This is a genomic window from Imtechella halotolerans (genome assembly GCF_028743515.2).
GTDB classification, from domain to species: Bacteria; Bacteroidota; Bacteroidia; order Flavobacteriales; family Flavobacteriaceae; genus Imtechella; species Imtechella halotolerans.
Genome location: NZ_CP117969.2, coordinates 1,133,000 through 1,155,882, shown reverse-complemented (window position 1 = coordinate 1,155,882; position 22,883 = coordinate 1,133,000). Strand labels below are relative to the sequence as shown.

The following is a 22,883-nucleotide window of genomic DNA, read 5'->3' as shown; positions in this document are numbered from 1 at the left end:
AGGGAATTTGAATTTACAATTGAAATTAAAAATGTCGGAATAATGACAAATCGATAAAATAATTTTGACAATTGATATATGAATGACAAACATTTAACAAAAAGTATGAAGTTAAATAAATTTAGCCAGGTAGTAACACAAGACGACACCCAACCAGCGGCACAGGCTATGTTACATGCGATAGGGCTCACGGATGAAGATTTACAAAAGCCATTAATAGGTATTGCTAGTACAGGATACGAAGGAAATCCGTGTAATATGCACCTGAATGAATTGGCAAAACATGTAAAAAAGGGTACCGAGAATGCAGATCTAGTGGGGCTTATTTTTAATACTATCGGAGTTAGTGATGGTATTTCTAATGGTACCCCAGGGATGCGCTTTTCATTACCTTCAAGGGATATAATCGCAGATTCTGTAGAGACTGTGGTGGAAGCAATGAGTTATGATGGGTTGATTACAGTCGTAGGATGTGATAAGAATATGCCCGGTGCTTTAATGGCTATGCTTCGCCTTAATAGACCTTCAATTTTAGTATATGGCGGGACTATTGCCTCTGGATGTCATAATGGAAAGAAATTAGATATTATTTCGGCTTTTGAAGCTTGGGGACAAAAGGTGGCAGGTACCATTGATGAATCAGAATATAAAGAAGTTATCCATAAAGCTTGTCCTGGAGCAGGTGCTTGTGGGGGAATGTATACTGCCAACACCATGGCATCGGCTATAGAGGCACTTGGTATGTCTTTACCATTTAATTCTTCTAATCCTGCGGTAAGTGATGGAAACTTAAAAGAACAAGAGTGCGTGAAAGCGGGTGAGGCGCTTCGATTACTTCTTGAGAAAGACATAAAGCCTACCGATATCGTAACACGGAAGGCATTAGAAAATGCCATTCGATTGGTTACTGTTTTAGGTGGTTCAACAAATGCAGTTTTACATTTTTTAGCGATAGCCAAAGCAGCTAAAGTACCTTTTACTTTGGATGACTTCCAACACATTAGTGATACAACGCCACTTTTAGCAGACTTAAAACCTAGTGGTCGATATGCAATGGAGGATCTACATAAAGTAGGGGGTATTCCTGCAGTTTTAAAATATATGTTACAACATGGGATGCTTCATGGTGATTGCCTCACTGTGACAGGAAAGACCTTAGCAGAGAATCTTGCTGATGCAAAGGAACTTTCTGAAGGTCAACAAATTATAAAGCCAGTTGAGAATCCTGTGAAAGAAACAGGTCATATTCGTATTCTTTATGGAAATCTTGCCTCTGAAGGGGCTGTAGCTAAGATTACAGGAAAAGAAGGACTAACCTTTAGTGGACCAGCTCGAGTTTTTGATGGAGAAGAGGCTGTGAATAAAGGGATAAAAACAGGGAAAGTTCAAAAAGGAGATGTGGTAGTTATACGTTATGAAGGACCAAAAGGAGGTCCAGGAATGCCTGAAATGCTGAAGCCTACTTCAGCCATTATGGGAGCTGGACTTGGGAAGGATGTGGCCTTAATTACCGATGGTCGCTTTTCAGGAGGATCACATGGTTTTGTAGTAGGACATGTATCTCCTGAAGCGCAACAAGGCGGAGCTATTGCCTTGGTAAAAGATGGAGACCTAATTACAATTGATGCAGTAAACAATTCCATAGAGGTTGCGTTGTCAGATGATGAATTACAACAACGTAAGAATGGTTGGACTGCACCACCATTAAAGGCCACTGTTGGAGCCCTTTATAAATATGCGCGCACAGTATCTTCTGCCTCGGAAGGATGCGTAACTGATGAATTTTAGAACCCAATTTTTCATTGAACAAGATAGAAAATGGAAACAAACACAACAACAAAGACCGTTTCTCAGGCCGCTAATAACACGTTACATATAACGGGAGCAGAGGCTGTAATTAGATGTCTTCTGGCAGAAGGCGTTGATTTGGTTTATGGATATCCGGGAGGAGCCATTATGCCAATATATGATGAGTTATACAAGTTTCAGCATGAGTTACATCATGTACTCACCCGACATGAACAAGGTGCGGCACACGCTGCTCAGGGATATGCTAGGGTCAGCGGAAAAGTAGGGGTTGCTATGGCAACTTCTGGGCCAGGAGCTACAAACTTAGTCACTGGAATTGCGGATGCCCAAATAGATTCAACTCCAATGGTTTGTATCACTGGGCAGGTGGCCAAGCATCTATTAGGGTCAGATGCATTTCAGGAGACGGATATCATTGGTATTTCAACTCCAGTAACTAAGTGGAATTATCAGATTACAAAAGCCTCTGAAATTCCTGAAATTATGGCTAAGGCTTTTTATATCGCTCGTTCTGGAAGACCAGGACCTGTGTTAATAGATATTACTAAAAATGCTCAGTTTGAATCTTTTGATTTCAACTATAAAAAATGCACTGGAGTACGTAGTTATGTACCAACTCCAAGAGTTGACTTCCAAAAAGTAGAGGAAGCTGCCCAAATTATTAATAATGCCAAGAAACCTTTTGTGGTTTTTGGCCAAGGGGTAATTTTAGGTAAAGCTGAAACAGAGTTGAGATTATTTCTTGAAAAAGCTGGAATTCCGGCTGCTTCAACAGTGCTAGGTTTATCAGCACTGCCTTCAGAACATCCATTACACATGGGAATGGTTGGTATGCATGGAAATTATGCTCCCAATGTTCTAACAAATGAATGTGATGTTCTTATTGCCTTAGGTATGCGTTTTGACGATCGTGTAACTGGAGATCTAAATACCTATGCTAAACAGGCCAAAATTGTTCATTTTGAAATTGATCCTGCAGAGGTAGATAAAAACGTTAAAACTGATGTAGCGGTTTTGGGAGATGTAAAAGAGTCGTTATCTGCTTTATTACCATTTGTTAATTCTAATGCTCATCCTCAATGGATTAGCCAATTTAATGAGTTGTATCAAGTGGAGTATGAGCAAGTGATTAAAGGCGAACTGTATCCTGAAAAGGAAGGACTTACCATGGGGGAGGTCTTAAAATTAATCAATGAGGTGTCGGGGAATAACGCAGTAATTGTTTCTGATGTTGGACAACACCAAATGATAGCTTGTCGATACGCTAAATTCAATGAGACAAAAAGTAATATCACCTCAGGTGGTCTAGGAACTATGGGATTTGCTTTACCGGCAGCTATAGGAGCAAAAATGGGAGCGCCAGAACGAGAGGTAGTTGCCGTGATAGGTGACGGAGGTTACCAAATGACTATTCAGGAATTAGGAACTATTTTTCAGACGCAAGTGCCTGTGAAAATAGTGGTACTGAATAATGATTTTTTGGGAATGGTACGTCAATGGCAACAGTTGTTTTTTGATCGCCGTTATGCCTCAACAGAACTTGTAAATCCAGATTTTGTCACCATCGCCAAAGGGTACCATATGGAGGCAGCACGTGTAACAAAACGTGAGGATTTAAAGGCTGCGGTTCAGGCTATGCTTTCCTCATCTTCAGCCTATTTTTTGGAGGTATGTGTTGAAAAAGAAAACATGGTATTTCCTATGATCCCAACCGGTGCTTCGGTATCTGATATACGTCTAAGTTAAAAGTAAAAAGAATGGAAAACAGAACATATACCATTTCAGTTTATTCAGAAAACAATGTAGGATTACTCAATAGAATCTCTGGTATTTTTTTGAAGAGACATATAAATATAGAAAGTCTAAATGTGTCAAGTTCAGAAATAGAAAATGTGTCACGGTTTGTCATTGTGGTAAATACAACTGAACACTGGGTAAAGAATATTGTTGGACAAATTGAGAAGCAGATAGAAGTAATAAAAGCTTTTTATCATACAGATGAGGAAACTATTTTTCAAGAAAGTGCCTTGTTTAAAATAGCCTCTCATTTATTGTTCGATGAACGTCAAATCCAGAATATTATAAAAGTAAGTAATGCAACAATAGTGACCGTTTCTCGCGACTTTTTTGTGATTTCAAAATCTGGTAGACGTAATGAAATCGAAGAATTATATCAACAATTGAAGCCATTTGGAATTATGCAGTTTGTCCGATCAGGGCGTATTTCAGTTTCTAAGGCAGAAATGAAGATTTCAGCAATGTTACGTGAGTTTCAAGAAGCTGAAGAAGTATAAAGCACATTAAAAAATCTAATAATAAAGTTTAATTAAATAGAAATGACGAATTATTTTAATACCCTATCCTTACGAGAGCAATTAAATCAGCTAGGTGTTTGTGAGTTTATGGAAGCCTCTGAGTTTGCTAATGGCATTGATGTCCTTAAAGGAAAAAAAGTAGTTATTGTAGGTTGTGGAGCTCAAGGGCTTAATCAAGGGCTTAACATGCGTGATAGTGGACTCGATATATCCTATGCATTACGATCGGAAGCTATCGCTGAAAAAAGAGCCTCTTTTCAAAATGCAATAAGCAATGGATTTGCTGTTGGAACCTATGAAGAATTAATTCCACAAGCAGATTTAGTGTGTAATTTAACCCCTGACAAGCAACATACTCAGGTTGTTAATGCAATCATGCCATTAATGAAGAATGGTGCTACTTTATCCTATTCTCATGGGTTTAATATTGTAGAGGAAGGAATGCAAATTCGAAAAGATTTAACCGTTATAATGGTGGCACCTAAATGCCCAGGTTCAGAAGTAAGGGAAGAGTATAAAAGAGGATTTGGAGTTCCAACTCTTATTGCGGTACACCCGGAGAATGATCCGGAGGGAAAAGGGCTAGATCAGGCTAAAGCATATGCAGTAGCCACTGGCGGACATCGTGCAGGTGTATTGCGTTCTTCTTTTGTGGCCGAGGTGAAATCAGATTTAATGGGAGAGCAAACTATTCTTTGTGGTTTGTTGCAAACAGGTTCTATCCTTTCCTTTGATAAAATGGTAGCAAATGGTGTAGCTCCGGCCTACGCAGCTCGTTTAATCCAATACGGATGGGAAGTTATAACAGAGGCTTTAAAGCATGGAGGAATAACTCATATGATGGATCGTCTATCCAATCCTGCTAAAATAGAGGCCTTTCGTCTTTCTGAAGAACTAAAAACAATTTTACGTCCATTATTTCAAAAGCATATGGATGATATTATGAGTGGACATTTTTCGAAAACTATGATGGAAGACTGGGCCAATGATGATATCAACTTGCTCACTTGGCGAAAAGCTACAGGTGAAACTGCATTTGAGAAGACAGAAGCCTTATCTGAATCACTACCAGAACAAGAGTACTTTGACAATGCAACTTTAATGGTAGCATTCGTAAAATCAGGTGTAGAATTAGCTTTTGAAACCATGACTGAAGCGGGGATTATTGAAGAGTCAGCCTATTATGAATCATTACATGAAACACCCTTAATTGCTAATACCATTGCACGTAAAAAATTGTTCGAAATGAATCGTGTGATTTCTGATACAGCAGAATATGGTTGTTATCTGTTTGATCATGCCTGTAAGCCACTTTTAAAAGAATTCATGGAAAATGTATCTACTCAAGTAATAGGAAAACCATTTTCAAAGGATAATGCAGTAGATAATCAAGGATTAATTGCTGTTAATGCGGCCATTCGTAATCATCCAATTGAGGAAGTTGGAGCTTGGTTACGAGAATCAATGACTGCCATGATAAAGATTGTTTAAACTGAATTAACTGATTGTAAACCTCCCGAGTGAATTAGTCGGATAAATTGCTATGAAAACTAAAGACCTGTATGTACCTCACTTAGAGCATGTGAAACGCGCTGCAAATACGCTTCAAGGAGTGGTTGCGGTGACTCCCTTAATGAATAGTTTAACCTATTCCAAAGCGTTTCATTCTAACATTATGCTCAAACGGGAGGATTTACAATTGGTACGTTCGTACAAAATTAGAGGTGCTTATAATAAAATAAGTACATTAACAGAAGAAGAAAAACAGCGAGGAATTGTTTGTGCCAGTGCAGGAAATCATGCCCAAGGTGTTGCTTTATCCTGTAAACTTTTAGGAATTCAAGGAACCATTTACATGCCTTCCCCAACTCCAAAACAAAAAGTTGAGCAGGTAGAAATGTTTGGAGAATCATTTGTGTCTATTGTTTTGAAAGGAGATACATTTGATGATTCATACAAAGCAGCGATGATCAATTGTCAGGCGGAACAAAAAACATTTGTGCATCCCTTTGATGATGAGAAAGTTATTGAAGGGCAAGCAACTGTAGCCTTGGAAATTCTATCGCAGTCATCCGAGACTATTGATTATATATTTGTTCCTGTAGGTGGAGGGGGATTGGCCTCTGGTGTTTCTTCGGTTATTAAATTAATTTCTCCAACTACTAAAGTCATAGGAGTGGAGCCTGAAGGCGCACCATCTATGCAAAAAGCTTTTTTGTATGGAGAACCGGTGGAATTGCCACAGATTGAAAAATTTGTCGATGGGGCCGCTGTTCAACGAGTTGGCGATAAAACATTTGCAATTTGTCAGCAACATTTAGATGCTATGATTACAGTGTCTGAAGGAAAGGTATGTCAAACGATCCTTGAGTTATATAATAAGGATGCTATTGTAGTTGAACCTGCTGGAGCCTTAACTTTATCAGCTTTAGATCAATTTAAGGATGAGATAAAGGGTAAGAATGTTGTCTGTGTTGTTAGTGGAAGTAATAATGATATCACGCGTACTGCTGAAATTAAAGAGCGTGCTTTATTACATGCTAATTTAAAGCATTATTTTATTGTTCGCTTTCCTCAAAGAGCTGGTGCACTAAAGGAGTTTGTCGCTGAAATTTTAGGACCTAATGATGATATTACTCATTTTGAATATTCTAAAAAGCACAATAGAGAAAATGGTCCGGCTGTGGTAGGAATAGAATTAAAAACCGAAGCAGATTTAGCTCCCTTGGTGGAGCGTATGAAAAAACGCAATTTTTACGGTGATTATCTCAATAATAAACCGGATTTGTTTCAGTTTTTAGTATAAACAAACGATACCAACAGATTATCACACATCTTAGGATTCTCAATGTATATGAAACAGATTTATTAATTTTTTAATGAAGTCATCACCTCATAGTTTTGTAAATTTAACATGTCTTTGAAAGAAGGCTATGAAAAAGAAAAAATTACTAACCGAGAAAAACTTTTTAAATGAGCACACTTCAAGTACAGGTGCCTGAAGCCTACCAAATTAAAGAGCCTTTACATCAAAACACCTATCTTGTAAATGGACAATTAAAGCCTTGGACAGGCACAACAACAAACGTATATTCTTCGATTTCTTCAACAGAATCGTACCAACCTACTTTATTGGGAAGCATTCCTTCTATGGGGGAGAATGAAGCCTTAGAAGCTTTAACCTCCGCTTGCGATGCGTATCATAAAGGACAGGGTTTGTGGCCTACGATGAAAGTAGCTGACCGCATTGAATGTATGGAGAAATTTGTCAAACAAATGGAGTCTCAAAGAGAAGTAGTTGTAAAATTACTCATGTGGGAAATTGGTAAAACTCTAGGTGATTCTCAAAAGGAATTTGATAGAACTGTAGAATATATATATGACACCATTGAAGAATATAAACAGTTAGATAGAGATAGTGCTAAATTTTCTAAAAGAGACGGGGTTTATGCGCATATTAGACGTGGTCCACTAGGGGTCGTTCTTTGCCTGGGTCCTTATAATTATCCACTAAATGAAACCTTTGCCTTGCTTATTCCAGCCTTAATTATGGGAAATACTGCCATATTTAAACCTGCTAAACATGGTGTTTTATTAATTTCACCTTTATTGGAGGCCTTTCGGTCTAGTTTTCCAAAAGGAGTAGTAAACATTATTTATGGTAGGGGTAGAGAGGTAGCTGCACCCATTATGAAGTCGGGTCGAATAGATGTATTGGCTTTAATAGGAAATAGTAAATCAGCGATTGCCTTACAGGATCAACATCCAAATAAAAATCGTTTGCGATTGGTTTTAGGTCTAGAGGCTAAAAACCCTGCAGTGGTCCTTCCAGATGCTGATATGAATCTTACCATTGATGAATGTATAACTGGAACACTATCATTTAATGGACAGCGATGTACTGCATTAAAACTTGTACATGTTCATGAGCAAATTCAAGATACATTTTTGGAACAGTTTACAGCACGTGTGGATGCCATGAAGTTTGGAAATCCATGGGAAGAAGGGGTTAAATTGACTCCCCTGCCAGAACCAGATAAACCAGAATATATTCAAGAATTAATAGATGATGCTTTAGCAAAAGGGGCGAAAATTCTCAATAAAAGAGGGGGCGAAAGAACCGATAATTTTATATTTCCAGCAGTTTTGTTCCCAGTAACCAAAGAAATGCATGTGTATCAAGAAGAACAATTCGGTCCTGTTATTCCGGTAAAACCATTTAATGATATCCAAGTATTGTTAGATGAAATTGCAGACTCCAATTATGGTCAACAGGTGAGCCTTTTTGGTAAAGATGTGTATGAGTTATCACCCTTAATTGACACCTTAGTGAATCTTGTATGTCGTGTTAATTTAAACAGTGCCTGTCAACGTGGTCCAGATGTATTCCCTTTTACAGGTCGTAAGGATTCGGCAGTGGCTACCTTAAGTGTTCATGATGCATTGAGGTCTTTTTCTATTAGAACCTTTGTAGCCTCTAAGGACAATGCGTATAATAATCAGATCCTTGAGAATCTCTTAAAAACAAAAGTTTCTAATTTTATGAGTACTGATTACATTTTGTAAACAGTCTATAAATGACAAAGTAAAGCCTCCTATACATATCGATGGGAGGCTTTAACAGTTTTGCGCAATACCATTCTTACAAAATTTTCATTACATTTGTATGAATCACAAACCAAACTGAATGATTATGAGAATAAAAGGAAAACAATGGATGCTTATAGGAGCTGTTGTCGCAATAGGTGCCGTAGGCTACTTTTCTTTTTCAGAGAAACAAGCTTCATCAAAACAGATAGAAGGATATAATGAACCTGAAAATCAGGTAAAAACCTTTGGGATTCAGCCTAACCAAACGGTTCCTACTGGAAATACGAATACTACTACAGCAGCCGTTAATCCACCACATGGGCAACCAGGACATCGTTGTGATATTCCAGTGGGATCACCATTAAATGGACAACCAAGTAGTACAACTACAACCCCAGCCCAAATTCAAACACAGGTTCCTCAGAATACAGGAAATGTGGCTCCAGGAACTAATCCACCACATGGGCAACCAGGACATCGCTGTGATATACCTGTAGGATCTCCTTTGTAATTTGATGGTCTAGTATCAGTAAGGACTGTTTTCTATTAGATGATCAAGGAGCATTGAGATAGGAAAATCATAAGAATTTAATTTCATTTACATAAGTATTATAGGTACATATGTTTTGAAAGGTACTTATAGCTAAAAAGCCACACCTAGGGTGTGGCTTTTTAATGAACTCTAAATTCTAAACTAACTAATTACTAAATGATGGTTGATTGACCAACATTTATATTTTCATGATTTACAGCACTGATTGAATCAGTTTCTGCGATACAATGTGCAATAAAATCACCTACCTGTATAGTACCATAGGTGCTCTCTTGGTGTAAATCTGTAGTTACCACATTTTTCTCTAATGCAAATTCTACGGCACTTTGAATAGTTTGCGCTTCTTCCTTTAAGCCAAAATGTTCCAGAAGCATGGCAGCACTTAAAATCGATGCTATAGGATTAGCAATATTCTTTCCTGTGGCTTGCGGGTATGAACCGTGAATTGGTTCAAACATAGCACTTCCTTCGCCTACAGATGCAGAGGCTAATAGGCCAATTGACCCGCCAATAACGCTACCTTCATCTGAAATAATATCTCCAAACATATTTTCAGTTAGGATAACATCAAATTGACTTGGATTCAGAATCATTTGCATGGCAGCATTATCCACAAATAAATAGTCAAGGGTTACATCCTCATAACTTTTACCAAGCTGGGTAACTACTTTTCTCCATAAACGTGAAGTTTCCAGAACATTGGCTTTGTCTACTAACGTAAGTTTTTTTCTTCTTTGCCTTGCCGCTTTAAATGCAAGGTGAGCTATGCGTTCAATTTCACCCTCAGAGTATTCGCATAAGTCAGAAGCTATAGTTCCTTCTGAGTTTAACTTTTTCTCTCCGAAGTAAATACCTCCCGTAAGTTCTCTGTATATCGTAAAGTCCGTTCCTTCTATAATTTCTCTTTTTAAAGGTGACTTTTCTAGTAGTGTTGGGTAGGCTTTGACAGGACGTATATTAGTGAAAAGTCCCAAAGATTTGCGTAATGCAAGTAGTCCCTGTTCAGGACGTACTTTCGCTGAAGGGTCGTTGTCATATTTAGGATGTCCAATGGCACCAAAAAGTACTGCATCACTCTGCTCACATAAGGATAACGTTTCTTTAGGAAGAGGATTTCCTGTGGCATCAATTGCGCAGGCACCTACTAATGCTTCTTGAAATTCAAAACTATGCCCATATACATCTGCGATTGCTTTTAGGGACTTAATGGCTTGTGCAGTCACTTCCGGACCTATTCCATCACCTGCCAAAACTGCTATTTTTAGTTTCATACGATTGTCTTAAAGGGATTTTACACGTTTCTGTTCAAAATTTTCAATGGCCTCCTTCTGGCTGATTAGAAAATCAATGTCATCATATCCATTAATCAGACATAGCTTTTTGTAACTGTCAATTTCAAAGGATTCAGATAAATTACTACCATCTATCCATAATGTTTGAGCTTCAAGATCAATGGTCAGTGTACTAACTGGATTCTCTTGTATGGATGCCAAGATGGTTTTTAGGAATTCTGGACTTACCTGTATGGGTAATAAGCCATTATTTAAGGCGTTTCCTTTAAAAATATCAGCAAAATAGCTTGAAATAATTACTTTAAATCCATAATCAGCCAAAGCCCAAGCTGCATGTTCACGGCTACTTCCACATCCAAAATTGTCTCCTGCTACTAAAATGCTACCACTATAGGTGTTATCATTCAAAATAAAAGAGTTAATGGGCGTATCATTACTGTCGTAACGCCAATCTCTAAATAAATTGTTTCCAAATCCTACCTTATTGGTCGCTTTAAGAAAACGAGCAGGTATTATTTGATCGGTATCAATATTCTCAATAGGTAGCGGTACTGCTGTCGACTGTAGTTTTATAAATTTCTCCATAGTTAGTTCATTTGTTGTGTTACATCAACAATTTTTCCTGCTATTGCGGTGGCAGCTGCAACTAGAGGGCTTGCTAAAATGGTTCTTGCGCCTTGCCCTTGTCGTCCTTCAAAATTCCTATTAGAAGTGGATACACAGTACTGGCCTGCCGGTACTTTATCTTCATTCATACCTAAACAAGCTGAACAGCCTGGTTGACGGATTTCAAATCCAGCATCTTGAAAAATTGTTGTTAGACCTTCTTCAATAATTTGTTTGGCTACCTGCTGTGAGCCAGGAACTATTAAAGCATTCACATTTGAAGCCTTTTGCTTTCCTTTAATATACTCCGCTACAATTCTAAAGTCTTCAATTCTAGAATTCGTGCAACTTCCTATAAATACATAGTTGACTTCTTTATTTACTAAACTTTCCCCTTTTTCAAATCCCATGTAATCTAGAGCCTTCTCAAATGAAGCATCTCCAATATTGTCGGGAATAGTATCATTAATCTTTATTCCCATCCCTGGATTTGTACCATAGGTTACCATTGGAAGTATATCTGCGGCATCAAATTCATATTCTTTGTCAAAAACAGCTCCTTCGTCAGTAGGAAGTGTTTTCCAATAGGCTACCTTCGATTCGAAATCGGCTCCTTTAGGAGCAAATTCACGGTCCTTAATGTAGGCAAAGGTAGTTTCGTCGGGAGCAATCATTCCACCACGAGCACCCATTTCGATGCTCATATTACACACGGTCATGCGACCTTCCATACTCATATTTTTAAAGACATCACCTGCGTATTCACAGAAATATCCAGTACCTGAATTGGTGCCTAGTTTAGATATGATGTAGAGAATTACATCTTTCGGAAGTACCCCTTTTTTTAAGCTTCCATTGACGGTAATTCTCATACTTTTTGGTTTGGAAAGAAGTAAACACTGGCTGGCGAATACTTGTGCTACCTGACTAGTACCTATTCCAAAAGCAATAGTTCCAAAAGCTCCATGGGTAGATGTGTGGCTATCGCCACATACCATTGTCATTCCTGGTTGTGTGATTCCAAGCTCTGGCGCAATAACATGCACTATTCCTTGATAAGGGTGTCCAAGTCCATATAAGGTTACTCCATGTTTTTCACAATTTTTGGTTAGTTGCTCTACCTGATTTTTAGATAAAGCATCTTTAATTGGAAGATGTTGATCCTGAGTAGGAACGTTATGATCGGCTGTTGCAACAATTTGATCTGGTCTAAACAAAGGAATATTGCGTTGCTGTAATTCATCAAAAGCCTGTGGGCTCGTAACTTCATGTATTAAATGTTTGTCAATATAAAGGACATGTGGACCATTTGGTACGGTGGTTACCACATGGCTATCCCAAACTTTATCAAATAGGGTTTTCTTTTCCATAGATTAGGCTGATGCAGTTAATTTTAAATTACAGACCTCAATAATTTCATGAATATCAGTATCGAGAATTTCTTTTTTGCGATCCGCAAATTTCAGAAATTCTGCATAGACTGTATCTAATTGTAGTTTGGTAAGTTCATAACCTACTTTTTTGGCACGATAAGCTAGTGCAGCACGACCACTTCTGGCTGTAAGGACAATTGCGGATTCAGTAACTCCTACATCGGCTGGATCTATTATTTCGTATGTTTCACGATTTTTAATGACACCATCCTGATGAATACCTGAACTGTGGGCAAAGGCATTTGCCCCAACAATTGCCTTGTTAGGCTGTACTGGCATACCCATGCTTTCAGAAACCATTCTACTTGTACTGTATAGTAATTTTGAATTGATGTTGGTATCTAAATTTAGATATGGATGTTGACGTAAAATCATCACAACCTCTTCTAAAGAGGTGTTTCCTGCACGTTCACCAATTCCGTTGATGGTACATTCAATTTGTCTGGCACCATTTATTACTCCTGCAATGGAGTTGGCAGTAGCTAATCCCAAATCATTATGGCAATGGCATGATAAAATAGCTTTATCAATCCCGGTAACATTTTCTTTAAGGTATTTCATTTTAGCCCCGTATTCTTCTGGTAGGCAATAACCAGTGGTATCCGGAATGTTTAAAACGGTTGCACCTGCTTTAATAACTGCTTCACATACCCTAGCAAGAAATTCATTATCAGTACGACCTGCATCTTCTGCATAAAACTCCACGTCTTCCACAAAAGATTTTGCGTATGCTACTGCGGCCACAGCTCGTTCAATAATTTGTTCTCTTGTGGCATTAAACTTGTATTTTATATGGGAATCTGAAGTACCAATTCCGGTATGGATTCTCGGTCTTACGGCGTACTTGAGTGCTTCTGCGGCAACTTCTATATCCTTTTGTACCGCACGTGTGAGTCCACATACAGTAGCATTTTTAACAATTTTGGCTATTTCTGAAACAGATGTAAAATCTCCAGGGCTTGAAATTGGAAACCCAGCTTCAATGACATCTACCCCTAAATCGTCCAGACGACGGGCAATGACAAGTTTCTGTTCGGTGTTTAATTTACATCCTGGAACCTGCTCTCCATCGCGTAGTGTAGTATCAAAGATATGTACTTTAGTATCACTCATGTTAATAATTAATCTAATTTTGTTTCTTTGCTACGAAAGTAGCTGTTACTCCATGAAACAGTGCTTAGCTTCTTATTCCTTTACGGTATCAAAGAATGTTTTATTTTTTTTAAATTATTAATAATCAGTAATATATACGTAAATATAATACGATGACAAATGCTTCAAAAGACAGTTTGTTAGTGTTGATAAAATCACTTTCTAAGTCAGAAAAAAGACAGTTTAAGTTATATGTAAACAGGCTTGGGGTGAATGCTGATGCTAAATTTTTGGCACTTTTTAATCTTATGGATAAGATGGATGACTATAATGAAGACGTCATTTTAAAAAGTGGTATTGTTAAAAAGCAGCAATTGTCCAATCTGAAAGCTCACCTTTATAAGCAAGTACTAATAAGTTTACGTTTAAATCCTGTTAATCAAAATATTAGAGTTCAGATACGTGAACAGCTCGATTTCGCCACTATATTATATCATAAAGGTTTATACAAACAGAGTCTAAAAATATTAGAAAAAGCAAAGGCAATTGCCATTGAACATGAAGAGAAAAATATTGCCTATGAAATAGTAGAACTCGAAAAGGTGATAGAAACCCAATATATCACTCGTAGTATTAGTGGTAGAGCTGATGAGCTCACTGTGCAGGCTAAACAATTAAGTATGCAGAATGTAATTGCCAGTAAGTTATCTAATCTTTCCCTGCAACTTTATGGGATTTTACTCAAGAGCGGTTATGTGAAAAGTGATGAAGAAATAAAATATATTACGGAGTATTATAATGCTAGGTTACCTAAATTTCAATTGGAGGAACTTGGCTTCAGAGAAAAACTTTGGTTATATAAAACCCAGCTTTGGTATAGCATGTTAATTCAGGATTTTCTATCTGCTTATAAATATGCCTCCAAATGGGTGGATCTTTTTTATGAAAATGAAAGGATGATTTATTTAAATCCTGTATGGTTTTTAAAAGGGAATAATTATTTGCTTGAAGCACTTTACCTGTTAAAGTACCGTTCACAATTTAAAGAATATTTAAAAAAGCTTCAGAAAACCATTAGCAATGAGGCCTTTCCTAAGAATGATAACGTACAGTCATTAATACTTTTATACAGTTATAATAATAAATTTAATCTCCACTTTTTAGAAGGAAGTTTTAAAGAAGGCTTGCCATTGGTGGAAGAAGTATTGCAAAAAATTAAAAAGACTCATGATCGTATTGATGAACATCACATCATGGTTTTTTATTATAAAATTGCCTGTTTGTATTTTGGAGTTGGCGATAATAAAACATGTATAAAATACCTGAAAAAGATCATTGACAACAAACATCTTACCATGAGGGAAGACCTTATGTGTTTTGCACGTGTTCTTAGTCTGGTAGCCCATTATGAAGCAGGAATGGACTATCATTTAGAAGTTCAATTGCGAAGTACCTATAAGTTTTTAATTAAAATGAATGATCTACATGAGGTACAAAGGGAAATGATTAAGTTCCTAAAAAATCTAGGAAATATTTATCCACATGAATTAAAATCTGAATTTATAAAATTACATGCTCGACTGAAAGTGTATGAAAATCACCCTTATGAAAAAAGAGCATTTTTATATTTGGATATCATTTCATGGTTAGAAAGTAAGATAGAAAACAGACCTGTAGCTGAAATAATACAAGAAAAAGCAAAGGAACTTATACGTTAATTATTGGTGATGGTATGGTTCATTCTTTAGAATGGTAAATGCTCTGTAGAGTTGTTCTACAAAAAATAATCGTATCATTTGATGGGAGAATGTCATGGAGGAAAATGAAATTTTACCATTGGCTCGCGCATAAACAGCCTCCGAAAATCCGTAAGGTCCTCCAATGACAAAAATCAATTGTTTGGTGCCTGCATTCATCTTTTTTTGAATCCAATCGGCATAGGAAATAGAGGAGTAAGTTTTACCATGTTCGTCTAGCAGCACCAAATCATCGGAGGATTGTAATTTTTTTAAAATAAGTTCACCTTCTTTTTCTTTTTGCTGTAGTTGGGAAAGGTTTTTTGCATTTTTAATATCTGGTAAGATTTCAAATTCAAACCTACAATAAAATCCCAGCCGTTTTATATAATCGGTAATAAGGGATTGAAGATGAGGGTTGTCGGTTTTACCGATAGCTATAAGTTTGATTTGCATGTGTAAGAGTACTGTGGTTTTGAGGCAAAATTAGTATTTTAGCAACAAACTACCTTATATGATTTCTCAAGCTCAATTTCAAGAAGAATTACGGATTATTATCGAAAACGCCGTACGGGAAGATGTGGGTGATGGTGATCACAGCTCCCTCGCGTGCATTCCAGCTCAAGCAAAAGGTCAAGCTCGCCTATTAGTGAAGGATACGGGTATTATTGCAGGTGTTGCATTTGCAGAAATGGTATTCCGTTATGTGGATCCTCAACTTGAAGTACGAATTGCTATACCGGATGGAACTCATGTAAAGCATGGCGATGAAGTATTATATGTAGAGGGTTCCTCACAGAGCATTTTAAAGGCAGAGCGTTTGGTTCTTAATGCTATGCAAAGGATGAGTGCGATTGCAACTAAAACTCAAAAGTTTGTAAAGTTGTTAGAGGGGACATCAACAAAGTTGTTGGATACCAGAAAAACAACCCCAGGAATCAGGGCTTTGGAAAAATGGGCCGTATTAATTGGTGGAGGAGAAAATCATCGATTTGCATTATATGATATGATCATGTTAAAAGATAATCATATTGATTTTGCTGGAGGGATTACGCAGGCCATTGGTAAAACGCAAGCTTATCTTACATCGCTCGGTAGAGACCTTAAAATCATAGTGGAGGCTAGAAATTTAGAAGAAGTTTCTGAAATTCTTCAAAGTGACGGGATTTACCGCATATTACTAGATAATTTCAGCTATGAAGATACTAGAAAAGCGGTGGAAATGATCGGGAATCGTACTCAAACAGAGTCTTCTGGTAATATTAATGAGCTCACTTTACGTAAATATGCGGAATGTGGAGTAAATTACATTTCTTCAGGAGCACTTACACATTCGGTACACAATATGGATCTCAGCTTAAAAGCAATATAGCATGTCCGTAGCTGTAGAAGAAAAATTGGCCAAAATCCCCGTAGTCAATGTGCTTGTGACTATACTCAAAAGGATTAAGTTACGCACTTTTGAAGGCCTGTCCATGTATGACCTTATGGAAATGTATGTGATCGGTATTATCAAAGGAACCTTAACCTACAGGGCAAGTGCCATTTCCTTTAGTTTTTTTATGGCTATATTTCCTTTTTTATTGTTCATCCTTAATTTGATACCCTATGTTCCAATTGAGAATTTTCAAGCGGATTTTTTGTTATTTATAGATAATTTATTGCCTCCACAAACAAACGATTTTTTTGGAAGTATTTTCGAAGATATAGCTAAAAATAGGAGAGGAGGGTTGTTATCTACTGTCTTTGTATTGTCTATTTTTTTAATGACTAACGGAATCAATGCGATTTTTGGAGGGTTTGAAATATCATATCATGTTAAGACCACCCGTAATATTATTAAACAGTATTTTATCGCATTAGGTGTGGCTGTCATTATGGCTTTATTATTGTTGTTGGCAGCTGTTATTTTTATTTCATTTGATGTGTATATTGTGTCTTTACTTGAGCAACAAGGAATTTCCAGAGATGCATGGTTTATCACCTATGGAAAAATTTTATTATTTCTATTTATAACTTATATAGCCATTGCTATTTTATATTATTTTGGAACGGCAGAGGGTAAGGAGAATAGTTTTTTCTCTCCAGGTGCATTGCTTACAACCATACTATTTGTGTTAACTACGTATCTATTTGGAATTTATATAGAGCATTTTTCACAATACAATCAACTATATGGTTCTATTGGAGGTCTGTTGATTTTTATGCTTTATATATGGCTTAACTCTAATATTTTATTGTTGGGATTTGAATTAAATGCTTCTCTTAATAGTCTAAAGCGAGTGCTGTAAATGGAATACTTTATAGATGTTATATTGCCCATTCCAGTAGTTAAATTATTTACGTATCAAGTAAATGAAGATGAAGCTAGATTTCTAAAACCTGGTATGAGAGTAGCTGTGCCTTTTGGAAAATCCAAAGTGTATTCTGCTTTGGTTCATTCGATACATACCAGACAACCAGCTGTATATCAGGCAAAGGAAATTGATCATATTTTGGATGAAGCTCCAATTGTCAACCAAATGCAGATAAAGCATTGGGAATGGATCGCTTCTTATTATATGTGCGCTTTGGGAGAGGTATATCGGGCGGCAATTCCTAGTGCTTTTTTATTGGAAAGTGAAACGAGTGTCCATAAGACAGACGCCGTTGTTAAGGAAGAAGATTTGGCTGATGATGAATTTTTAATCTATGAGGCATTGCAATACCAATCTAGTCTTAAAATTGATGATCTTCGATCAATTCTTGATTCAAAGAAAGTACTATCAGTTATTCATCGACTATTAGGTAAAGGGGTTATACATATTGAAGAAACACTTCAGGAAAAGTATGTTCCTAAGCTCGTAAAATTTGTTCGTCTACATCCTATTATGGAGAATGACAAGGCATTAAATGAGGCTTTAGATGGTTTAACTAGGGCAAAAAAACAACGTGAAATGGTGCTGTCTTTTTTTGCTATGAAGGCGTCATCTCTTAAAGGTATTAAGGCCTCAGAGCTGATAGAAAGTAGTAAAGGTTCGATGGCTGTTTTGCAGGCTCTACACGATAAAAATATCCTCGAACTTTATGCTGAGCAGCGCGATCGGGTGAATTTTGAGGAGCGGGATTCCTCTGTTCAATTTTCATTAAGTGATCCACAACAAGAAGCTCTACATTCCATTAAGGAACAATGGGTAGACAAAAATATAGTATTGTTGCATGGAGTGACCGCAGCTGGTAAGACAGAAATTTATGCAAAACTCATGGAACAGGTGGTGGCTGAAGGGAAACAAATACTCTTTTTGTTACCCGAGATAGCATTAACGGCTCAACTTATTCAACGACTTCAAGATTATTTTGGAAATATAGTGGGTGTTTACCACTCGAAATATTCTGTACATGAACGTGTAGAGTTATGGAATAATGTGCTGGATCAATCACCCAAGACTCAAATTATATTAGGAGCCCGTTCGGCTTTATTTTTGCCTTTTTCCAATTTAGGACTTATAGTTATTGATGAAGAGCATGAATCTTCCTTTAAACAGTTTGATCCTGCCCCTCGGTATCATGCGCGAGATTCTGCACTAGTATTGGCACATATGCATCAGGCAAAGGCCTTATTGGGGAGTGCGTCTCCTTCTTTAGAAAGTTATTACAATGCAATAACTGGGAAGTATGGACTTACTGTATTAACCAAACGATATGGTAATATTTTATTACCCGATATTACATTGGTTGATTTAAAGGAAAAATATAGGAAAAAGCGAATGTCTGGTCATTTTTCTGATACCCTAATCGAAGCTATTCGAGAGGTCTTAGATCAAGGTGAGCAAGTAATATTATTTCAAAACAGACGTGGATATTCTCCAATTATAGAATGTAAGACTTGTGGTAATTCACCTCAATGTCCACATTGTGATGTAAGTTTAACCTATCACCAATACAAAAACCAACTGCGATGTCACTATTGTGGATATCATATGGCCATGCCCTTGACATGTCCTGCTTGTCACAGTGTAGAACTTGACTCTAAAGGATTAGGTACAGAGCAAGTGGTTAAGGAATTGGAAAAGTTGTTTCCTGATACTGCTATTGGTCGAATGGATCAAGACACTACACGTGGGAAATTTGGCCATGAAAAAATCATTACTGCCTTTGAACAAGAAGAAATTGATATCCTAGTAGGAACTCAAATGGTCACCAAAGGTCTTGACTTTAAAAAGGTGCGATTAGTGGGAGTGATGAATGCTGATAATTTAATCAATTTCCCTGATTTTAGGGCTCATGAGCGTACTTTTCAATTGCTTTTACAAGTTGCCGGGAGAGCAGGTCGGTCCCAAATGAGAGGGAAGGTTTTAATACAAACGTATAACCCGTTGCATCAGGTACTTCAACAAGTGACCATGCATGATTATGAAAATTTCTCTAAGGAGCAATTGTATGAACGAAGAAATTTTAAATATCCCCCTTATTATCGTTTGATTAGAATGACCTTTAAGCAGCGTGATTTTAACAGAGTAAATGAAGGAGCGGATTGGTTTTATAAGGCGTTACGTTCCTCTTTTGCGAAGCAAACAGATATTGAATTTTTAGGACCAGAATTTCCTCCGGTTTCACGGATAAAGAATGAATATTTAAAACATATATTGATTAAAATACCGGTATCCTACAATGTAGGACAGGTAAAGAACGTATTGACGAAACTAACAAACAGCTTTCAGGCAGTTCCTCAGTTTCGATCAATACGATTAATATGCAATGTAGATGCGTAAATTAGAAATTATTCAACGCGTCAGATAGTTCACTTTTCTTATTACGGCTTAATGGAATTGACATTCCTTTAACTTCAACCGTTTTACTTGTAAATCGCTCCACCTTATCAAGGTTTATAATATAGGATTTGTGGATGCGAAGAAAGCGATCACTTGGTAGTTCTTTTTCAAAAGCTTTCATGGTAGATAAAACTACTATGTTAGCGTCATCAGTTACTAATTTAATGTAATCACCAAGGGCTTCTACCCACTTAATTTCACTTAAAAAAACTTTACGCTTCTTTAGATTACTCTTAACAAATATATGTTCTTCTTCCTCCTTAGGGAAGTGCATTTGTTCGTATTTTGCAATAGCTCTTTTTACTGCTGCATCAAAACGTTCAGGGGTAATTGGTTTTTGAAGATAGTCGGTGACATCAAAATCAAAAGCTTTTAGGGCGTAATCAGCTTTACCACTTATAAGTATAATCTGTGGAGGGTTCTCGAGGGATTCCAAAAGATCGAATCCATTAATGATAGGCATCTCAACATCCAGAAAGATGATGTCTACCTGATGGTTCTTCAAGCCATTCTTAGCTTCAATAGCATTGCCGTATTCAGCTAACAGGTTTAGGCTCGAATTGTTCAGTATAAGCCTAGCCACTGCCATCCTTTGGATGGCGGAGTCGTCGACAATTATACAGTTAATTCTTTTCATGATTTTAGGTTAAGTTTGGGTTTTGAGTACAATATTAGATAAAAAATGTTAAAATACCAACAAAAAGTAAGTAAAGTTTCTCAAACCGTGTATTTTATCCGAAAAATAAGCATTTCATCATGTAAAATGGTCGTTTATCGATAAAGTAAAATATCGTTGAAGATAATGCTAGTGCTAGCTAGTAAGGGGGAAGAATAGGATGTAAAAATACTATTAATTTGTCTAAAAGGCAAAAATTAAATATAGATTTGTGTTTGATTCTACTTTTGGCGCATTGTAGACCACTTTTTGATGGTTAATTATTTTGCATATATCGGTTAAAAGTGTACTTTTGCATCCTCAAAAAAATACATTAACATTATTTATTATGAATCATTACGAAACTGTTTTCATTCTAAATCCCGTTTTATCTGAGACTCAGGTAAAGGAAACAGTAAAGAAATTTGAAGATTTCTTACTAGCCAAGGGAGCAGAATTTGTATCGAAAGAAGATTGGGGCTTGAAAAAATTGGCCTATCCAATCCAACACAAGAAAAGTGGATTCTACCACCTGTTCGAGTTTAAAGTGGCTGGTGAGGCTATTGATGCCTTCGAAGTGGAGTTCAGACGTGACGAGCGCATTATGCGTTATTTAACTGTTAAGTTAGATAAGCATGCCGTGTCTTGGGCGGAAAGAAGAAGAGCAAAGTTAAACGCAAAAGCCTAAAAGTATGTCATCAATAGAACAACAAGCAAAAGGTAAAAAAGACGGAGAAATCAGATATCTTACTCCGTTAAACATCGAAACCAATAAAACAAAGAAATACTGCCGTTTCAAGAAAGCTGGTATTACTTATATAGATTATAAAGATCCTGACTTCTTGTTGAAGTTTGTAAACGAGCAAGGTAAAATTTTACCTCGTCGTTTAACCGGAACTTCATTGAAGTTTCAACGTAAAGTGTCTGTTGCTGTGAAAAGAGCACGTCACTTAGCTTTAATGCCATACGTAGGCGATTTGTTAAAATAAAAAGAAAGCACAACAATGGAACTTATATTAAAACAAGACGTACAGAATTTAGGATTTAAAGATGATATCGTAACAGTGAAGAATGGTTACGGTCGTAATTATTTGATTCCTCAAGGAATGGCTGTTTTAGCTACTCCTTCTGCTAAAAAAGTATTGGCGGAAAACTTAAAGCAACGTGCTTATAAAGAGCAAAAGTTAGTAGATGACGCTAAAAAAGTAGCAGATGCTATTAAAGCTCTTGAAATTAAAATTACTGCCAAAACTGGTGGTGCAGATAAATTGTTTGGTTCAATCAGTAATGCTGATTTAGCGGATGTTTTGGCAAATGCTGGACAATCAATCGATAGAAAATTCATCAGCATTGCTGGTGGAACAATCAAAAGAACAGGTAAATATACTGCTTCTGTTCGTCTACATAGAGAGGTAATTGTTGAATTGCCTTTTGAAATTGTAGCTGAAGTAAACTAATATTACACGTTATTATATAAGCCCGTTCGAAAGAATGGGCTTTTTTTATTCCTATGAAATACACACGTCTTACAAAAGAACAATTCGAAGCACTCCATCTTGAATTTAGCCGCTTTTTGGCCACCCAACAAATAACTGCAGCGCAATGGAGTGATTTAAAAGAAAACAGCCCACAAATAGTGGAACAAGAGTTAGATGTTTTTAGCGATTTAATCTGGGAAGGTGTGTTGGGTAAGGTGACCTATTTAGAGAAAATTGAAAAAAACACCTTACATCTTTTCCATGCCGACCATTCAATATTTAAAATGGTATCCGTGAGGGTAGATGATAACACTGTAGATTTTTACACCGAAGAAGGATTTAAGTGGCTAGAACAGCATTTCGCGAGTGAAAAGGTTCATGTTTATAGGGCTAATAAGCACTATTCGGAGGATAAAAATTTAGATATTTTTGATCTTATTACTAAAGGAGCTGTAATTTCCGATGGAAAGCTCTATCAGCAAATCATTGCCGCGGTTGGTGACCAATAAACAT

At 36.9% G+C, this 22,883-nt stretch carries 21 protein-coding genes; 15 read left to right on the top strand and 6 right to left on the bottom strand.

All coding sequences use genetic code 11. The annotated features are described in order from the left end of the window. The first annotated feature begins 105 nt into the window (after positions 1-105). The 7 genes from ilvD to PT603_RS13750 all read left to right on the top strand — a co-directional run bounded on the left by ilvD (position 106) and on the right by PT603_RS13750 (position 9,225). A complete protein-coding gene (gene ilvD, locus PT603_RS05260) occupies positions 106-1,788 on the top strand; it encodes a dihydroxy-acid dehydratase (protein ID WP_008241123.1) in 1,683 nt (560 codons plus the stop codon). Between the two features lie 30 nt (positions 1,789-1,818). Further along, entirely contained in the window at positions 1,819-3,555 is a 1,737-nt protein-coding gene (ilvB, locus tag PT603_RS05255) for a biosynthetic-type acetolactate synthase large subunit (RefSeq protein ID WP_008241122.1), read from the top strand. A gap of 11 nt (positions 3,556-3,566) precedes the next feature. After that, on the top strand, positions 3,567-4,103 hold the full coding sequence (gene ilvN / locus PT603_RS05250) for an acetolactate synthase small subunit (protein ID WP_008241121.1): 537 nt from the start codon (positions 3,567-3,569) through the stop codon (positions 4,101-4,103). A 42-nt stretch (positions 4,104-4,145) separates the two neighbouring features. After that, on the top strand, positions 4,146-5,615 hold the full coding sequence (ilvC, locus tag PT603_RS05245; RefSeq protein WP_008241120.1) for a ketol-acid reductoisomerase: 1,470 nt from the start codon (positions 4,146-4,148) through the stop codon (positions 5,613-5,615). 52 nt (positions 5,616-5,667) lie between these two features. Then, positions 5,668-6,930 (top strand): threonine ammonia-lyase IlvA, encoded by a 1,263-nt coding sequence (ilvA, locus tag PT603_RS05240; RefSeq protein ID WP_008241114.1) that lies wholly within the window; start codon positions 5,668-5,670, stop codon positions 6,928-6,930. 167 nt (positions 6,931-7,097) lie between these two features. Then, entirely contained in the window at positions 7,098-8,690 is a 1,593-nt protein-coding gene (locus PT603_RS05235; RefSeq protein WP_008241112.1) for an NADP-dependent glyceraldehyde-3-phosphate dehydrogenase, read from the top strand. Between the two features lie 127 nt (positions 8,691-8,817). After that, a complete protein-coding gene (locus tag PT603_RS13750) occupies positions 8,818-9,225 on the top strand; it encodes a hypothetical protein (protein ID WP_008241111.1) in 408 nt (135 codons plus the stop codon). 194 nt (positions 9,226-9,419) lie between these two features. Here PT603_RS13750 and leuB read toward each other — a convergent pair whose 3' ends face one another. From leuB to PT603_RS05210, 4 genes are read right to left on the bottom strand one after another with little or no spacing between them, the layout of a single operon-like run. Then, positions 9,420-10,538: a 3-isopropylmalate dehydrogenase gene (gene leuB, locus PT603_RS05225; protein ID WP_008241110.1), complete on the bottom strand. Its 1,119-nt coding sequence runs from the start codon at positions 10,536-10,538 to the stop codon at positions 9,420-9,422. 9 nt (positions 10,539-10,547) lie between these two features. Beyond that, positions 10,548-11,144: a 3-isopropylmalate dehydratase small subunit gene (gene leuD, locus PT603_RS05220; protein ID WP_008241109.1), complete on the bottom strand. Its 597-nt coding sequence runs from the start codon at positions 11,142-11,144 to the stop codon at positions 10,548-10,550. Positions 11,145-11,146: 2 nt separating this feature from the next. Next, positions 11,147-12,535 carry a 3-isopropylmalate dehydratase large subunit gene (gene leuC / locus PT603_RS05215; RefSeq protein ID WP_008241108.1) on the bottom strand — a complete coding sequence of 463 codons (1,389 nt, stop codon included), beginning with the start codon at positions 12,533-12,535 and terminating at the stop codon, positions 11,147-11,149. 3 nt (positions 12,536-12,538) lie between these two features. Beyond that, positions 12,539-13,711: a 2-isopropylmalate synthase gene (locus tag PT603_RS05210; RefSeq protein ID WP_008241107.1), complete on the bottom strand. Its 1,173-nt coding sequence runs from the start codon at positions 13,709-13,711 to the stop codon at positions 12,539-12,541. 152 nt (positions 13,712-13,863) lie between these two features. Here PT603_RS05210 and PT603_RS05205 point away from each other — a divergent pair, with 152 nt between their 5' ends. Beyond that, a complete protein-coding gene (locus PT603_RS05205) occupies positions 13,864-15,408 on the top strand; it encodes a hypothetical protein (protein WP_008241106.1) in 1,545 nt (514 codons plus the stop codon). On the opposite strand, the gene rlmH is transcribed toward PT603_RS05205, so the two are convergent. Further along, positions 15,409-15,882 (bottom strand): 23S rRNA (pseudouridine(1915)-N(3))-methyltransferase RlmH, encoded by a 474-nt coding sequence (gene rlmH / locus PT603_RS05200; protein WP_008241105.1) that lies wholly within the window; start codon positions 15,880-15,882, stop codon positions 15,409-15,411. It lies immediately after the preceding gene. 58 nt (positions 15,883-15,940) lie between these two features. Here rlmH and nadC point away from each other — a divergent pair, with 58 nt between their 5' ends. The 3 genes from nadC to priA are packed head-to-tail and all read left to right on the top strand — an operon-like array spanning position 15,941 to position 20,177. After that, positions 15,941-16,798, top strand: a complete 858-nt coding sequence (gene nadC, locus PT603_RS05195) for a carboxylating nicotinate-nucleotide diphosphorylase (protein WP_008241104.1) — start codon at positions 15,941-15,943, stop codon at positions 16,796-16,798. 1 nt (position 16,799) lies between these two features. Further along, positions 16,800-17,717 carry a YihY/virulence factor BrkB family protein gene (locus PT603_RS05190; RefSeq protein WP_008241099.1) on the top strand — a complete coding sequence of 306 codons (918 nt, stop codon included), beginning with the start codon at positions 16,800-16,802 and terminating at the stop codon, positions 17,715-17,717. After that, positions 17,718-20,177, top strand: coding sequence for a replication restart helicase PriA (gene priA / locus PT603_RS05185; RefSeq protein ID WP_008241097.1), 2,460 nt, complete (start codon positions 17,718-17,720; stop codon positions 20,175-20,177). It begins immediately after the preceding gene. Between the two features lies 1 nt (position 20,178). On the opposite strand, the gene PT603_RS05180 is transcribed toward priA, so the two are convergent. Then, positions 20,179-20,874, bottom strand: coding sequence for a LytR/AlgR family response regulator transcription factor (locus PT603_RS05180; RefSeq protein WP_008241095.1), 696 nt, complete (start codon positions 20,872-20,874; stop codon positions 20,179-20,181). A gap of 367 nt (positions 20,875-21,241) precedes the next feature. Between PT603_RS05180 and rpsF the strand changes: the two genes are divergently transcribed. The 4 genes from rpsF to PT603_RS05160 are packed head-to-tail and all read left to right on the top strand — an operon-like array spanning position 21,242 to position 22,879. Further along, a complete protein-coding gene (gene rpsF, locus PT603_RS05175) occupies positions 21,242-21,580 on the top strand; it encodes a 30S ribosomal protein S6 (protein ID WP_008241094.1) in 339 nt (112 codons plus the stop codon). Between the two features lie 4 nt (positions 21,581-21,584). Continuing rightward, positions 21,585-21,881, top strand: a complete 297-nt coding sequence (gene rpsR / locus PT603_RS05170; protein ID WP_008241093.1) for a 30S ribosomal protein S18 — start codon at positions 21,585-21,587, stop codon at positions 21,879-21,881. Between the two features lie 15 nt (positions 21,882-21,896). Beyond that, the gene (gene rplI, locus PT603_RS05165) at positions 21,897-22,349 is read left to right on the top strand and encodes a 50S ribosomal protein L9 (RefSeq protein ID WP_008241092.1); all 453 of its coding nucleotides are present in this window, start codon (positions 21,897-21,899) and stop codon (positions 22,347-22,349) included. Positions 22,350-22,402: 53 nt separating this feature from the next. Further along, entirely contained in the window at positions 22,403-22,879 is a 477-nt protein-coding gene (locus PT603_RS05160) for a DUF6495 family protein (protein ID WP_008241091.1), read from the top strand. The last annotated feature ends 4 nt before the right edge of the window (positions 22,880-22,883 follow it).